The organism is Streptomyces sp. NPDC059785, from assembly GCF_042732375.1.
Taxonomy (GTDB): Bacteria; Actinomycetota; Actinomycetes; order Streptomycetales; family Streptomycetaceae; genus Streptomyces.
This window is the reverse complement of record NZ_JBHWHV010000001.1, coordinates 33,071-47,557: the sequence shown is the minus strand read 5'-3', so window position 1 is coordinate 47,557 and position 14,487 is coordinate 33,071. Positions and strand designations below refer to the sequence as shown.

Annotated in this window: 17 protein-coding genes and 1 pseudogene; 7 read left to right on the top strand and 11 right to left on the bottom strand. The window is 72.6% G+C overall.

Features of this window, described 5'->3' with window-relative positions; translation table 11 throughout:
• The first annotated feature begins 11 nt into the window (after nucleotides 1-11).
• The gene (gene lnt / locus ACFV6E_RS00235) at nucleotides 12-1,595 is read left to right on the top strand and encodes an apolipoprotein N-acyltransferase (RefSeq protein WP_385166104.1); all 1,584 of its coding nucleotides are present in this window, start codon (nucleotides 12-14) and stop codon (nucleotides 1,593-1,595) included.
• Here the strand turns inward: lnt and ACFV6E_RS00230 are convergent.
• Together ACFV6E_RS00230 and ACFV6E_RS00225 are read right to left on the bottom strand one after the other, a co-directional pair.
• Nucleotides 1,519-2,424, bottom strand: coding sequence for a Gfo/Idh/MocA family protein (locus ACFV6E_RS00230; RefSeq protein WP_385166106.1), 906 nt, complete (start codon nucleotides 2,422-2,424; stop codon nucleotides 1,519-1,521). The genes lnt and ACFV6E_RS00230 overlap by 77 nt on opposite strands.
• A 70-nt stretch (nucleotides 2,425-2,494) precedes the next feature.
• Complete coding sequence (locus ACFV6E_RS00225) at nucleotides 2,495-2,644, bottom strand: hypothetical protein (RefSeq protein WP_385166108.1); 150 nt, start codon at nucleotides 2,642-2,644, stop codon at nucleotides 2,495-2,497.
• 81 nt (nucleotides 2,645-2,725) lie between these two features.
• Between ACFV6E_RS00225 and ACFV6E_RS00220 the strand changes: the two are divergent.
• From ACFV6E_RS00220 to ACFV6E_RS00210, 3 genes and pseudogenes are all read left to right on the top strand, one after another.
• A pseudogene (locus ACFV6E_RS00220) lies at nucleotides 2,726-3,069 on the top strand (hypothetical protein); the annotation flags it as partial.
• 37 nt (nucleotides 3,070-3,106) lie between these two features.
• Entirely contained in the window at nucleotides 3,107-3,619 is a 513-nt protein-coding gene (locus ACFV6E_RS00215) for a DinB family protein (RefSeq protein WP_385166109.1), read from the top strand.
• A 110-nt stretch (nucleotides 3,620-3,729) separates the two neighbouring features.
• A complete protein-coding gene (locus tag ACFV6E_RS00210; protein ID WP_385166111.1) occupies nucleotides 3,730-4,206 on the top strand; it encodes a hypothetical protein in 477 nt (158 codons plus the stop codon).
• A gap of 179 nt (nucleotides 4,207-4,385) precedes the next feature.
• On the opposite strand, the gene ACFV6E_RS00205 is transcribed toward ACFV6E_RS00210, so the two are convergent.
• The 7 genes from ACFV6E_RS00205 to ACFV6E_RS00175 all read right to left on the bottom strand — a co-directional run bounded on the left by ACFV6E_RS00205 (nucleotide 4,386) and on the right by ACFV6E_RS00175 (nucleotide 10,643).
• On the bottom strand, nucleotides 4,386-4,967 hold the full coding sequence (locus ACFV6E_RS00205; RefSeq protein WP_385458514.1) for a hypothetical protein: 582 nt from the start codon (nucleotides 4,965-4,967) through the stop codon (nucleotides 4,386-4,388).
• A gap of 132 nt (nucleotides 4,968-5,099) precedes the next feature.
• Complete coding sequence (locus tag ACFV6E_RS00200; RefSeq protein ID WP_385166113.1) at nucleotides 5,100-5,783, bottom strand: uracil-DNA glycosylase; 684 nt, start codon at nucleotides 5,781-5,783, stop codon at nucleotides 5,100-5,102.
• 132 nt (nucleotides 5,784-5,915) lie between these two features.
• Nucleotides 5,916-7,532: an ABC transporter substrate-binding protein gene (locus ACFV6E_RS00195; protein ID WP_385458512.1), complete on the bottom strand. Its 1,617-nt coding sequence runs from the start codon at nucleotides 7,530-7,532 to the stop codon at nucleotides 5,916-5,918.
• Between the two features lie 194 nt (nucleotides 7,533-7,726).
• Entirely contained in the window at nucleotides 7,727-8,503 is a 777-nt protein-coding gene (locus tag ACFV6E_RS00190) for an SDR family oxidoreductase (protein ID WP_385166117.1), read from the bottom strand.
• Between the two features lie 35 nt (nucleotides 8,504-8,538).
• Nucleotides 8,539-9,300 carry a 3-oxoacyl-ACP reductase FabG gene (fabG, locus tag ACFV6E_RS00185; protein ID WP_385166118.1) on the bottom strand — a complete coding sequence of 254 codons (762 nt, stop codon included), beginning with the start codon at nucleotides 9,298-9,300 and terminating at the stop codon, nucleotides 8,539-8,541.
• Nucleotides 9,301-9,492: 192 nt separating this feature from the next.
• The gene (locus ACFV6E_RS00180; RefSeq protein ID WP_385166156.1) at nucleotides 9,493-9,876 is read right to left on the bottom strand and encodes a DUF3037 domain-containing protein; all 384 of its coding nucleotides are present in this window, start codon (nucleotides 9,874-9,876) and stop codon (nucleotides 9,493-9,495) included.
• A gap of 11 nt (nucleotides 9,877-9,887) precedes the next feature.
• Nucleotides 9,888-10,643, bottom strand: coding sequence for a HipA family kinase (locus tag ACFV6E_RS00175; RefSeq protein ID WP_385166119.1), 756 nt, complete (start codon nucleotides 10,641-10,643; stop codon nucleotides 9,888-9,890).
• Between the two features lie 126 nt (nucleotides 10,644-10,769).
• Between ACFV6E_RS00175 and ACFV6E_RS00170 the strand changes: the two genes are divergently transcribed.
• On the top strand, nucleotides 10,770-11,288 hold the full coding sequence (locus ACFV6E_RS00170; protein ID WP_385166121.1) for a Rieske (2Fe-2S) protein: 519 nt from the start codon (nucleotides 10,770-10,772) through the stop codon (nucleotides 11,286-11,288).
• A 19-nt stretch (nucleotides 11,289-11,307) separates the two neighbouring features.
• Here the strand turns inward: ACFV6E_RS00170 and ACFV6E_RS00165 are convergent, their stop codons facing one another.
• Nucleotides 11,308-11,949, bottom strand: coding sequence for a cysteine hydrolase (locus ACFV6E_RS00165; protein ID WP_385458510.1), 642 nt, complete (start codon nucleotides 11,947-11,949; stop codon nucleotides 11,308-11,310).
• A gap of 81 nt (nucleotides 11,950-12,030) precedes the next feature.
• On the opposite strand from ACFV6E_RS00165, the gene ACFV6E_RS00160 reads away from it, so the two are divergent.
• Entirely contained in the window at nucleotides 12,031-12,498 is a 468-nt protein-coding gene (locus ACFV6E_RS00160) for a pyridoxamine 5'-phosphate oxidase family protein (protein ID WP_385458508.1), read from the top strand.
• A 19-nt stretch (nucleotides 12,499-12,517) separates the two neighbouring features.
• Here ACFV6E_RS00160 and ACFV6E_RS00155 read toward each other — a convergent pair whose 3' ends face one another.
• The gene (locus ACFV6E_RS00155) at nucleotides 12,518-13,429 is read right to left on the bottom strand and encodes a LysR family transcriptional regulator (protein WP_385458506.1); all 912 of its coding nucleotides are present in this window, start codon (nucleotides 13,427-13,429) and stop codon (nucleotides 12,518-12,520) included.
• 75 nt (nucleotides 13,430-13,504) lie between these two features.
• Between ACFV6E_RS00155 and ACFV6E_RS00150 the strand changes: the two genes are divergently transcribed.
• Entirely contained in the window at nucleotides 13,505-14,485 is a 981-nt protein-coding gene (locus ACFV6E_RS00150) for a DMT family transporter (RefSeq protein ID WP_385166127.1), read from the top strand.
• Nucleotides 14,486-14,487 lie beyond the last annotated feature (2 nt).

Sequence of the window (14,487 nt, the reverse complement as noted above, 5' to 3'; positions counted from 1 at the left end):
GGAGACGCCGTATGCGGTTGGCCGGCGACTGGCTCGGCTCTCGGTGGTGGCGCGGCGGCGCGGCGGTCCTGGCCGGGGCGCTGCCCATGGTGACGTTCCCGGGGCTCTCCCTGTGGTGGTTCGCCTACGTCGCCCTGGTCCCGTGGATCCTGCTGATCCGCTCGGCGCCGACGGGCCGGCGCGCGGCGTACGACGGCTGGCTCGGAGGGCTCGGTTTCATGCTGGCCGTGCACCACTGGCTGCTGCCGAGCCTGCATGTGTTCACGGTCCTCATAGCGGCGCTGCTGGGTGCGCTGTGGGCGCCCTGGGGGATGCTCGTACGCCGTTTCCTGGGCGGTGCGCCCGCGCCGGGCCGGGTCGCCGCCGCACTGGTGGTGCTCCCCTCGGGCTGGCTGACGGTCGAACTCGTCCGGTCCTGGCAGGGTCTCGGCGGTCCCTGGGGGCTGCTCGGGTCGAGCCAGTGGCAGGTGGCGCCCGCGCTGCGGCTGGCCTCGGTGGGCGGGGTCTGGCTGCTCAGCTATCTGGTGGTGGCGCTCAACACGGCCGTCGCCGTGCTCGTGGCGGTGCGCGCCTCGCGGGTGCCGGCCGTGGCGGGTCTGCTGGCCACGGCCGCGGCGACCTCGGCGGCCTGGACATGGGCACCGCGTCCGCAGGAGTCAGGCGAGGCGGTGCGGATCGCCGTCGTGCAGCCCGGGATCGTCGACGGCACGGACAGCGGCGAGAAGCGGTTCGCCCGCGAGGAGGCCCTGACCCGGCGGCTGGCGGACCAGGAACAGGATCTCGATCTGATCGTCTGGGGCGAGAGCAGCGTCGGCTTCGACCTCTCCGACCGGCCCGACCTGGCGGACCGGATCGCCGCGCTGTCCCGGCTCACGGGCACCGACATCCTGGTGAACGTGGACGCCCGCCGCTCCGACCGGCCCGGCATATACAAGAGTTCCGTGCTCGTCGGCCCGCAGGGTCCCACGGGCGACCGCTACGACAAGATGCGGCTCGTGCCGTTCGGCGAGTACATCCCGGCGCGTTCGCTGCTCGGCTGGGTCACCTCCGTCGGCAGGGCGGCGGGCGAGGACCGCAGGCGCGGCAGCAAACAGGTGATCATGCGCGTGGGGGACGGGCCGCGCGTCGGGCCCATGGTCTGCTTCGAGTCCGCGTTCCCCGACATGAGCCGCCGGCTGGCGGCGGACGGCGCCCAGTTGCTGCTCGCGCAGTCGTCGACGTCGACGTTCCAGCACAGCTGGGCGCCCGAGCAGCACGCCTCGCTGGCCGCGCTGCGGGCCGCCGAGACCGGCCGCCCGATGGTGCACGCGACGCTCACCGGCGTCTCCGCGGTCTACGGTCCCGGGGGCGAGCGCATCGGCTCCTGGCTCGGCACGGACGCGAGCGCCACCGCCGTCTACGACGTGCCGCTGGCCACGGGCGTCACGCCCTACGTGCGGTTCGGCGACTGGCCGGTGCACGCCGCGCTGCTGATCCTGGCCGCGTACGGCGCCACCGGGGGCGTACGGGCGCTGCGGGTCAGGCGGACGGTTCCGTCACCGCGCGTACCACGCGCTCGCACAGCTCGTGAGTCTCCAGCGCGTCCCGGGCGCTGAGCACCTTTCCCGTGCGCACGGCGTCGAGGAAGGCGAGCACCGCCTGCTCGATGCCGCGCTGCCGGGCCACCGGCACCCAGTCCCCGCGGCGCCGCACGGTCGGCTGGCCCTTGTGGTCGATCACCTCGGCGAGGTTGAGCACCTGGCGCTTGGTGTCCTGCCCGGAGATCTCGAGGATCTCCTCGGCGGAACCGCTCAGCCGGTTCATCACGCCGAGCGCCGTAAAGCCGTCACCGGCGAGCTGGAGCACGACGTGGTGCAGCAGTCCGTCCTGGGCACGGGCCCGCACCGAGACGTCGTCGACCGGCCCCGGCACCAGGAAGCGCAGGGTGTCGACGACGTGGATGAAGTCGTCGAGGACCATGGTCCGCGGCAGCTCGGGCAGCCCCACCCGGTTCTTCTGCATCAGGATCAGCTCGCGCGGGTGCTCCAGGCACTGGGCGTAACCGGGCGCGAAGCGCCGGTTGAAGCCGACGGCGAGGCTGATGTCACGCCCCTCGGCGAGCCGCACCAGCCGCTCGGAGTCGGCGTACTCGTAGGCGAGCGGCTTGTCGACGTACGTCGGTATGCCCGCTTCCAGGAGCCGGGTGACGATCTCGGGGTGGGCGACGGTGGCCGCGTGCACGAACGCCGCGTCGAGGTCCTGTGCCAGCAGCTCCGACAGATCGGTGTGGCACTGCGCCGCCGGGAGACGAAGACTCTCCCCGAGCCGCGCCAGCGTGCCGGGGTTGCGGGTCATCAGGTGCAGCTCGATCCCCGGCTGCGTCGCCAGCACCGGCAGATACGCCTTGCGCGCGATGTCGCCGAGTCCGATGCAGCCGACCTTCACCAGGGTTCTCCTCATGTGTACGTGGACCGCGCACGCGGGCCCGGGCGGCCCCGTGTGCCGTGCGTGCGGGTCAGGGGGCGGGTACGCGGGAAGCATACGGCCGCCCGGCCGGCCGCCGGTCGGCGATGCCGTCGAGGCCGCGCAGGAACAGGCCGGGCGCGGTCACGGACAGGGCGGCGATCACGGTGTCGCGCACGGCGACGCCGACGGGGTGGCGCACCAGGGCGAGGCGGGCGGCCCGGACGGACCTGCGGACGACGACGGCGGAACGGGGCCCGCGCCCTGCCGAGTACGCGGCGAGGTCGCAGTCGCCCGCTGCGAACTGGCCCTGGAGGCGACGCGGCGCCCGGAACCGCGGACGTTCTTCGACGCGGCCGGCGCGCGCTTGCGTGATCCGCTCACGGCCCTGGTCACCGCGTCGGGGTCGGCGGATCCGGCCGGCACGTGCTGTCGCTCGTGGCCTGGTGCGACGGGCTGATGTATTCCTGCGTTACGGGTTCCTGCCACGCGTCCGTGCCGACCGCCGACGAACTGCGCCTGAGCTGTCGGGAGTTGCTGAACGGAATGCTCGGCGGCGCCGCCGACCGGCGCGAATCCGGTGCCGTCCGGAGCGAACCCGGTGCCGTCCGCCGGGCCGGGAAATGACCTGCCGGGCGCGGTCCGTTCGGTCAGGATGCCGAGCATGACGATCGAGCGCACCACACCCGCCACCGACACCGACGAGCGCAGCATGCTGGAGGGCTGGCTCGACTACCACCGCACGACCCTCGCGATGAAGTGCGAGGGCCTCGACGACGACCGGCTCAGAACCGCCGCCGTCGCGCCGTCCGACCTCACGCTCCTCGGCCTCGTACGGCACATGGCGGAGGTGGAACGCATCTGGTTCCGCAAGGTGCTGACGGGCGACGACGTCGGGCCGCTCTACTTCAGCGACGAGGACCCCGACGGGGAGTTCCGCCTCAGCGCCTCCGACACCTGGGCCGAGGCGCACGCCGCCTGGCAGGCCGAGATCGACGCCGCCCGGCACAACGCGGCCCGTTTCGCCCTGGACGACACCCACCTGGGGACGAGCCGGCTCACCACCCGCCCCATCAGCCTGCGCTGGATATACACCCACATGATCGAGGAGTACGCGCGCCACAACGGCCACGCCGACCTGATCAGGCAGTGCATCGACGGCACCACCGGCGAGTAGGGCCGCCGAGCCCAGGGGACCGATCAGCCCGCCGGACCCGCGTCACCCGTGTGGGGCATCGGCCCGCCGTCCGGTCCCGCGCGGGGGCGGGAACCAGCAGAGTGGCGCGGGTGCATCGGACTACGACCACCGCAGCGCTCCTGGTCACGGTGGCGGTCACGGCTCTCGGCGGCTGTACGACCGTCCAGCGGGCGCCCGCCCCGGGCCCGGCGCCCGCGCCGTACCGGCCGCCGGCGCCGCGTCCCGACGGCCGGACCTGGTCGCCCGCCGTGCAGCCGCCGGCCCGGGAGGCGCTGGAGCGTACCGGGCCCTCCCCGAAGCCCTCGCCGGAGACCGCCGTGCCGCGCCGGACGGCCCGGCCGGTCTCCGCTGTCCCGCCACCGCCGCCGGAGCCCCGGCCCGAACCGCCGGCTCCGCGACCGCACCGGGACCGGAACGGGCACCAGCACCCGCCCCCTGTCTCCCTTCCGCCGACGGCCCGTGAGCCGGGGCGGAACCCGGACGTCTGCGCGCTGGGGAGGAAGTACGGCGGCTGGAAGGCGGACAGCCCGGAGGCCGTCATCTGCGAGAACGCCTACGGCCGGTGACACGGCGGAACGGCCGGTGACACGGCGGAACGAGCGGCGCTACTGCCGACGGGATGTCCGACGGAACGAGCGGCGAGATGGCCGACGGGGCGACCGGTGAGGCGAACAGCGGGACGGCCGTCAGCCCACTCGGCGCCCCCGAGTGCAGCGCCCCTCACGCGACGCCCCCGCCCCGCCCCCTACGGCCGCTGCCGCGGCGGCCCCGGCGGCTCCCCGCCCGGCCGCTCCCCACCCGCAGGTCCCCCGCCCAGCGGCTCTGCGCCCGACGGTCCCCCACCCGCCGAGCCGTCCTCCTCCAGTCTCAGCTCCAGACGGTCGATGGCCGCCCGGACGCCGTCCCCGTAGGCGTCGTCCTCCAGGGCGTCGGACGCGTCCCGGGCCAGCCGCAAGTGGCTGCGCGCCGCCTCGGGGCGGCCCAGCTTGAGCTGGTCGGCGGCCAGATTGAGGTGCAGCGAGGGATAGAAGCCGCGCACCGCGAGCGAGGCGTGGTGCGCGGAGACCCGTCCGTCCGTCAGCTCCTCGGCCGCCGACAACGCCCGCAGGTCCCAGGCCAGTTCGTCCGCCGGGTCGTCCTGGGTGTCGGCCATGTAGTGCGCCAGCGTGCAGCGGTGGAGCGGGTCGCCGTCCTCGCCGATCTCCGCCCAGAGGTCCAGGAAGCGGTCCCGGGCCTCCTCGCGGTCACCGCCGTGATGCAACATGACGACCTGGCCGATCCGGGTCATCATGGCGTCCGGCGCCGCCTGCTCCTGCTGCTCCGCCACCGCGTCCTCCAAGTCCGGCCAGGGTGCCCGCCTGTCGCCACCGACGCTAACCGCAGGCACTGACAATCGCGGTCAGGCGGCTCCGTACGGCCCGGATCGGGAGACGGAGGCGGCGAGCGGCGGCGAGGTCCGTCAGCCCAGGTCCGGGATCCGCCAGTCGATCGGCTCGTGTCCCTGCTGGGCGATCGCCTCGTTGATCTGCGTGAAGGGGCGGGAGCCGAAGAACTTCTTCGCGGACAGCGGCGACGGGTGCGCGCCCTTCACCACGATGTGCCGGTCGGTGTCGATGAGCGGGAGCTTCTTCTGCGCGTAGTTCCCCCACAGGACGAAGACCGCCGGGTCGGGGCGGTCGGCCACCGCGCGGATCACCGCGTCGGTGAACTTCTCCCAGCCCTTGCCCTTGTGCGAGTTCGCCTCGCCGCCGCGCACCGTCAGCACCGCGTTGAGCAGCAGCACTCCCTGCTGGGCCCACGGCATCAGATAGCCGTTGTCCGGGATCGGGGTGCCCAGCTCCGCCTGCATCTCCTTGTAGATGTTGCGCAGGGAGGGCGGGGTGCGGACGCCGGGGCGGACGGAGAAGCACAGGCCGTGGCCCTGGCCCTCGCCGTGGTACGGGTCCTGGCCGAGGACGAGCACCTTCACGCTCTCGTACGGCGTCGCGTCCAGGGCGGCGAAGACCTCCTCGCGCGGAGGGTGGACGGGACCCTTGGCGCGCTCCTCCTCGACGAACTCGGTGAGCTCCTTGAAATAGGGCTGCTGCAGCTCGTCGCCCAGGACGCCGCGCCAGGACTCGGGCAGCATGGCGGTGTCGGTCACGTCAACTTCCTCCGATGTGCGGTCACTTCCGGGTCTCGGACCCGCACTCCAGAACCTACAGGCGACCACTGACAATCGGCTCCCGGTCCCGGCCCCGGCCGGACGGACGCCCGCCGGGCCCGGCCGCGCACGTCACCAGCTCGTCTTCCGGTACAGCTCCCACATGGTCATGATCGTCGACGGGTCGAGGGCGACCTCGCCGCCCGAGATGTCCTCGCTCGCCGCCACGTACTGCTTGCCCTGCCACAGGGGCAGCAGGCGCGCGTCGTCGACGAGGATCTGCTGGGCCTGTTCGAACTCCTCTTCCACGGCTCCCCGGTCGCTCTCGCGCCGGGACCGCGGCAGCAGCTCGCCGGTTATCTCGGGCACCGGATAGGGCGTGCCGAGCGCGTTCTGCGTGCCGACGAAGGGCGCGATGAAGTTGTCCGCGTCGGGGAAGTCGGGGAACCAGCCGCGCCCGAAGACCGGGTACTCGCCGTTGCGGTAGCCCGCTTCGTACGTCTTCCAGGGGCGGCCCTTTATGGTGACGTCGAAGAGCTTCGAGTCGTTGAGCTGGTCCCTGATCTCCTGGAACTCGGGGGTGGTCTCGGAGCCGTAGCGGTCGGTGGTGTACCAGAGGGTGAGCGGGACTCGCTTGGTGATGCCGGCCTCGGAGAGGATGGCGCGGGCCTTGGAGACGCTGGGGTCCCCGAAGTCGTCGAAGAAGGCCGTGGTGTGCCCGGCCAGTCCCTTGGGGACCATCGAGTACAGCGGGTCCACGGTGTCCTTGTAGACCTTGTGCGCGATGGCCGGACGGTCGATGAGCTGGGCGATCGCCCGGCGCACCGCGGCCTTGCGGGCCCACGGGTCCTTGGGGTTGAAGACCAGGTAGCTGATCTCGGTGCCCGCGCCCTCGACGAGCTGGAGCTCCTCCTCGGACTCGTCCCCCTGGAGGGCGACGATGTCGGAGGACGCGAGCCCCCGGAAGGTGACGTCGATCTTCTTGTCCCGCAGGGCGTCGACCATCTTGGGCGAGTCGGGGAAGTAGCGGATGGTGACCGCGTCGTTCTTGCGCTCGGCGAAGCCCTCGTAGCGCTTGTTCCCGACGAGCTCGGCCCGCTCGCCCTCCTCGTACGACGCGAGGGTGTAGGGGCCGGAGCCGACGGCCTTGCCGTCCTCGCGGAGCGCGTCGGCGGGGTAGTCGTCGGGGTCGACGATCGACAGGGCGGGTGTGGCGAGGACGAACGGGAAGGTGGCGTCCGGCTCGTCGAGGTGGAAGACGATCTCGCGCTCGCCGAGCACCTGGACCCGGTTCAGGCTGCCCAGCAGGCCCGCGGGGCCGCCGGAGACGTTGATGGCCCTGATGCGGTCGATGGAGTGTTTGACGGCGTTCGCGTCGAGCGGGTCGCCGTCGGAGAACTTCATGTCCGGGCGCAGCAGGCAGCGGTAGGTCTGGTTGGCGGAGTCGGTGAAGCCGCAGCTCTGGGCGGCGTCCGGCTGCGGCGTGGTGGCCCCGGAGGGGTAGCCGAGCAGGGTCTGGTAGATGTTGCGGAACAGCTCCCAGGACCCGTCCCAGGAGGCGGCCGGGTCCAGCGTGCTCGGGGCGCTGGTGGTGCCCACGACGATCGGTCCCGCGTCGTCGTCCTCGTCCGGCGAGAAGACCCCGCAGCCGGCCAGCAGGCATCCGGTCAGCAGGCATCCGGTCAGCAGGGATGTGGACGCGATCAGTACCGGTCTGCGCGGCCTGACGTTCGGCTTGAACACGCGCACGCTCCTCGATCCGCCGTACCAAGGGTCGGCAGACCATACCGCAGTGTCCGGCGGTCGAACGGGGGTTCTCGACAGGGCACTTGATCAGCGCGTTTGTGACTACGTTGTCATTCTGCTGTCATCCGGCCGGGCGCCCCGCGGGCTCCCGTTTCCCTGGGTAACAGGAGCCCGCGTCCACGTGCAGGTCAGACCGCTCAGGCGACGCCGGCGTTGAGGAAGATGCCGCCGTCGATGACGAGCGTCTGGCCGGTGACCCAGTCCGACTGCGCGGAGGTGAGGAAGGCGGCGGCGCCCCCGATGTCGGAGGGCACGCCGAGCCTGCCGAGCGGGTAGGCGGCGGCCGCCTCGGCCTCCCGGCCCTCGTACAGCGCCTGCGCGAACTTGGTCTTGACGACCGCGGGCGCAATGGCGTTGACCCGGACCCTGGGCGAGAACTCGTGCGCGAGCTGTACCGTCAGGTTGATCATGGCGGCCTTGCTGATGCCGTACGCGCCGATGAACGGCGAGGGGGCGAGGCCCGCGACGGAGGCGATGTTGACGATCGCGCCGCCGTGCTCGCTCTGCCACGCCTTCCAGGTGAGCTGGGCGAAGCCGAGGGCGGAGACGACGTTGGTCTCGAAGACCTTGCGGGCCACGTTCAGGTCCAGGTCGGCGATCGGCCCGAACACCGGGTTCGTACCGGCATTGTTGACCAGGAAGTCGACGCGGCCGAAGGCCTCCATGGTGCGCTCGACGGCGACGGCCTGGTGGGCCTCGTCGTGGGCCTTGCCCGCGACGCCGATGACCCGGTCGGAGCCGAGCCGGTCGACGGCCTCCTTGAGGGCGTCCTCGTTGCGGCCCGTGATGCACACGCGGTCGCCGCGGGCGACCAGCGCCTCCGCGACGCCGTAGCCGATGCCGCGGCTGGCGCCCGTGACGAGGGCGACCTTGCCGGAGAGCTCGGGGAGCTCCGCTGCGGATGAGGTGGTCATGTCCGTGTTCTCCAGTTCTCCGGGTCCGGCGGCCTTCAGTTGAGCGGTCCGCCGGCCACGTACATGACCTGGCCGGAGACAAAGCCGGCGGCCTCGCCCGTGAAGAAGGCGATCGCGTTGGCGATGTCGTCCGGCCTGCCGACGCGCTGCACGGGGATCTGGGTGGCGGCCGCGGCCTGGAACTCCTCGAAGCCCATGCCGACGCGCTCGGCGGTGGCTGCGGTCATGTCGGTGACGATGAAGCCGGGCGCCACGGCGTTGGCGGTCACGCCGAACTTGCCGAGCTCGATGGCGAGGGTCTTGGTGAAGCCCTGGAGACCGGCCTTGGCGGCGGAGTAGTTCACCTGGCCGCGGTTGCCGAGCGCGGAGGACGAGGACAGGTTGACGATCCGGCCGAACTTGGCGTCGACCATGTGCTTCTGGCAGGCCTTCGACATCAGGAAGGCGCCGCGCAGGTGCACGTTCATGACCGTGTCCCAGTCGGACGCGCTCATCTTGAAGAGCAGGTTGTCGCGGAGCACACCGGCGTTGTTCACCAGGATCGTCGGGGCACCGAGCTCCTCGGCGACGCGCGCGACCGCGGCCTCGACCTGCGCCTCGTCGGAGACGTCGCAGCCGACCGCGAGGGCCCGGCCGCCGGCGGCGGTGATCTTCTCGACGGTGTCCTTGCACGCGGCCTCGTCGAGGTCGAGCACGGCGACGGCGCGGCCCTCGGCGGCCAGTCGTACGGCGGTCGCCGCGCCGATACCGCGCGCGGCTCCGGTGACCACGGCTACCCGCTGCTCAGTGGTGGACATTGCTCGATCTCCTCGCCCTTGAGAAACGCCTAGGAAAACGCCCTGAGAGGCGCCTTGGGAAGCGCCTGCGGAACGCGTGTGCGGCTCACACGGTACGCCCATCCGGTGAGCGACCGCTTAGTACCCTTGGTGGACGTGACGCTAGAAGCCCTGGCACTCGGTGTCAACGGCGCACCGGGCGGGTGTGATCGATTACCTGACCAGCAGGTCGAGCAGCCGCTCCGCCTCGGCCCGCGGATCCGCGGTGAGCCCGGTGTGCACGGGGCCCGGCTGGACGACCGTGGAGCGCGGTGCGATCAGCCAGCGGAACCGCCGCCCGGCGTCGTCCCCGGCCGCCTGGCCCGCCGCCGCCCCGCCGGTGCAGACACCCTCGACGGCGCGCAGCGCGGCCCGTACGGCGTCCGCGTCGGCGGCCGGGTCGAGCGCCCGTAGCTTCTGCTCGTCCAGATGCGTGCGGGCCGCGACGAAGGACTGGGCGCGGCAGTACACCAGCACGCCCGCGTTGAAGCACTCGCCGCGTTCGACGCGGGGCACCACGCGCAGCAGCGCGTACTCAAAGACGTCCCGCTCGCTCACTCCGGTACCGCTCACTGTGTGACCTCGATGCGTTCGTGGATGACGGCGGCGCGGGCCAGCAGGGGCTCCGCGTAGGCGCGGCGCAGCGCGTCGGCCGAGTCGAAGCCGGGCTCGCCGGTCAGCCAGGCCTCGGGGATCCGCGCCGTGACCTCGGCCAGCAGGTCCTCGGTGACCAGCGGTGCCAGCTCGGCCGCCGCGGCGGCGACGTCCGGGCGGAACGGGGCGAGCGCGTGGTCCGAGGCGTCGTAGGGCCGGCCCGCCGATGCCCGTACGCCGGGCCAGTTGTGGTGCCAGATCATGGTGGCGCCGTGGTCGATGAGCCACAGTTCGCCGCGCCACATCAGCAGGTTGGGGTTGCGCCAGGACCGGTCGACGTTGTTCACCAGGGCGTCGAACCAGACGATCCGGCCCGCCTCCGCGGGGCTCACGCCGAAGGCGAGCGGGTCGAAGCCGAGGGCTCCGGAGAGGAAGTCCATCCCGAGGTTCGGGCCGCCGCTGGACTTGAGCAGTTCCTGCACCTCGGGGTCGGGTTCGCCGAGCCCGAGCACCGGGTCGAGGCCGATCGTCACCAGGCCCGGCACCCTGAGGCCCAGCCTGCGCGCCAGTTCACCGCAGACGACCTCCGCGACGAGCGTCTTGCGCCCCTGGCCCGCGCCGCTGAACTTCATGACGTACGTCCCCAGATCGTCGGCCTCGACGAGTCCCGGCAGCGAGCCGCCCTCACGCAGGGGCGTGATGTAGCGGGTCGCGGTGACTTCCTTGAGCATCGCCCCAGGCTACTGGGGTGGCGCGGGGGCCGGTGGCCGGGCCGGAACGCCGCCCGGCTGAACGGTGCGGGCCGCCGGACCGTACCCCTGGGCGGATCAGTCACGTCCGGTGAAGGGAACGCCAGCATGACCAGCGCATCGAGCGAAGCGATCGAGTCCCGTCCGTCCGCCGTGCCGGGGCCGGCCCGCCGTGCCGTCGTCGCGGCGGCCGGGGCGGCCGGCCTCGCCGTCGCGCTGGCCGCGTGCGGTTCGGACGACAAGGCGTCGGACTCCACCGGTACCCCGCCGGACGTCGCCGGGAGCAGCAGCCAGGACGGCGACGGCGGCTCCGGCGGGGGCGACAACGTGGCCGGGGGCGGCACGGCGCTGGCGAAGACCGCCGACATCCCCGAGGGCGGCGGCGCGGTCTTCGCCGACCAGGGGGTGGTGGTGACCCAGCCGACGGCGGGCACGTTCAAGGCGTTCTCGTCGAAGTGCACGCACGCGGGCTGCGCGGTCAAGGGCATCTCCGACGGAGTGATCAACTGTCCGTGCCACGGCAGCCAGTTCTCCGCCGAGGACGGCAGCGTCAAGAAGGGGCCCGCCACCAAGCCGCTGGCCGAGCGGAAGATCTCGGTGGACGGGGACTCCATCGTCCTGGCCTGAGCGGACTCCCCCGCCGCCCTCAGGCGCGCCGCGGCCCTTTCAGGCACGCCAGCACGTCGTCCGTGCTCGCGACGGTGGCGACCAGGGCGAGCGTGTTGCGGATCATCGCGGGGGTGTAGTCGGAGGGCACCCCCGCGATGGCGTCCGCCGGGACCACCACCTCGTAGCCGCGGTTCACGGCGTCGAACACGGCGTTGGGGACGGCCACGTTGGCGGAGACCCCGGTGACGACCAGCGTGCGGCAGCCCAGGTTGCGCAGCAGCGGGTCGACGTCGGTGCCCGCGAGCGGCGAGAGGCCGTGCAGCCGCCGTACGACGATGTCCTCGTCGGCGACCTCGATGGGCGGGGCCACCCGTACCGCGGTGGTGCCGGTGAGCTGGCGCACGGGCAGCCGTTCGGCCGCGCGGAACAGGCGGGCGTTGCGGTTGGCGCCGCGCCCGTCGGGCCGGCGTTCGGCGATCGCGTGGATGACCTGGACGCCGCTGCCGTGCGCGGCGGCGACGAGCCGGGCGATGTTCGTGAGCGCCCCCGACGAGCGCGCCTCCCTGGCGAGTTCGGGCAGGGCGCTGTCCGGGCCGACCACGCCCTGCTGGCACTCGACGGTGAGCAGTACGGTGGCCGCCGGTTCGAGCAGCGTGCGGAGCTCGTCGTACGAGGGCATGGCTCCTCCTGGTCGGCCGTTGCGCACGGGCGCGGGACGGCCCATGCTTTCCTGACGCAGCGTCAGAGACAAGGGGAGCGCATGGCCGTCACTCAGCGCCGGGGCCGCAGGATCATGATGACACCCGGTGAACTCGACGAGTTCCTGACCAGCCGGCGCACCTGCCGGGTCGCCACGGTCTCGGCGGACGGGGCCCCGCACGCCAGTCCCCTGTGGTTCCTGTGGGACGGCACCTCGCTGTGGCTGTACTCGCTCACGCGCAGCAGACGCTGGGCCGATCTGCGCCGCGACCCCCGCGTCGCCGTCGTGGTCGACGCGGGCGAGGAGTACGGGGAGCTGCGCGGCGCCGAGCTGACCGGCACCGTCGAGTTCGTCGGCGAATCGCCGCGCACGGGCGAGCCGTGCCCCGAACTCGACGCCGTGGAGCGGGAGTTCGCCCGCAAGAACTTCGGCGTGGACGAGCTGCCGCACGACGGCAGGCACGCGTGGCTCCGGATGACCCCTCAGGCGGTCGCGTCCTGGGACTTCCGCAAGCTCGCGTCGCTGTGACCCGTACCGTCGATCGCCGCTAGGACGCCTGGGACACGGCGCGTCCCGCCGTGCGCAGGGCCTCGACCGCCGCCCGGATCGACGGGCGGCGGTCGGCGTCCGCCCGCCAGACCACGAAGACGTGCCGCCGCACCCGCTGCTTCACGGGAACCGTGACGACGCCCGCGGGCATCGGATGGCGGCCGAGCAGGGGCGCGACGCACACGCCGAGACCGGCGGCGACCAGCGCGAGCTGGGTGTGGGTCTCGGCGGCCCGGTGCCCGATGCGCGGCTCCACGCCCATGGACCGCAGCGTGAACAGCAGCCACTCGTGGCAGAACTCGCCGACGCCCCAGGTGATCCACTCGTCGTCGGCGAACTCGGCGAGGTCCACCTCCGCACGGCCCGCCAGCGGGTGCCCGGCGGGCATCGCCACGTCGGCCGGGTCGTCCAGGACGGCGGCCTTGACCAGTCCGTCGGGCAGCGGCATCGGCTTGTTGTACCAGTCGAGCACCACGGCCAGATCGAGATCGCCGCGCAGCACCCCGGCCACCGCCGCCTCCGGCTCCAGTTCGCTGGAGTGCACGCGCAGTCCGGGGTGGCCGGCGCGCAGCGCGGCGAGCGCGGCGGGGAACAGTCCGCGCGCGGCGGTCGGGAACGCCGACAGGCGCAGCTCGCCCACCACCTGGCCGCGCTGCGCCTCCAGATCGGACTGGGCCAGCTCGACCTGGGACAGGATGCGCGCGGCGTGGTCGGCGAGCAGCCGCCCGGCGTCGGTGAGACGCACCCCGCGGCCGTTCTTGGCCAGCAGTTGCTGCCCGACCTCGCGCTCCAGCTTGGCCATCTGCTGGGAGACCGCGGACGTGGTGACGTGCAGTCCCCCGGCGGCTCCGCTCACCGAGCCGTGCCGGGCCAGGGCGTCGAGGGTGCGCAGGCGCTCCAGATTCAACATGTAAGCGATGCTACGAGGTATCGCTGCGAAAGTCTCGCTTGTGCTACGAGATCGTTCGGCCGCATCGTTACGTACATGACCACCGTGACCGGCGCGCCCACCGCCTCCGTCCCTTCGACCACCCCCGTCACTTCGGCTTCCGCTCCCGCCCCCTCCGCCGGCCCGGTCGCGCGGCGGCGGCCCGCCCTCGACTGGCGCGTCCGCTTCGGCGTCCTCTCGCTGATCTGGGGCTTCAGCTTCCTGCTCATCAAGGTCGGCACGGAGAGCTACGCGCCCTTCCAGGTGACGTTCGGACGGCTGCTGTTCGGCACCCTGGTGCTCGCCGCCGCGATGGCGGTGAAGCGGGAGCGGCTGCCGCGCGGGGCACGCGTCTGGGGTCATCTCACGGTCGCCGCGTTCCTGCTCAACGCGTTGCCGTTCTCGCTCTTCGCCTATTCGGAGCTGACCATTGCGTCCACGCTGGCGGGCATCTGCAACGCGACCTCGCCCCTGTGGGGCATGGCGCTGTCCCTGGTCGCCCTCTCCGAGGACCGGCCGTCCCGGGTCAGGGTCGCGGGCCTGGGCATCGGTTTCCTCGGGGTGCTCACGGTACTCGGCGCCTGGCAGGGCTTCAGCGGTCTGGACGCCACGGGCACCGCGATGGCGCTCGCGGCCTCGCTCAGCTACCCCGTCGGCTGGATCTACGTCCGCCGCACCCTGGCCGGGACCGGCCACTCGAACCTCTCCCTGACCGGCGCCCAGCTCCTGCTGGCCACGGTGCAACTCGCTTTCGTCACCCCGCTCTTCACAGCCCTGCCGACCCGCTTCCCGGTCGTCCCGCTGCTCGCGGTGGTGGCGCTGGGCGCCTTGGGCACCGGCTTCGCCGTGCTCCTCCAGTACGGCCTGGTCGTCGAGGTCGGTCCGACGACGGCCCAGATGGTCACGTACTTCATCCCGGTCATCGCCACCGCCGCCGGGGTCGCCGTCCTGGGCGAGTCGCTGACCTGGTCGACGCCGGTCGGCGCGGTCGTGGTCCTCGCGGGCGCGGCGCTGACCCGGGCCCGGCCGCGGCGCTGACG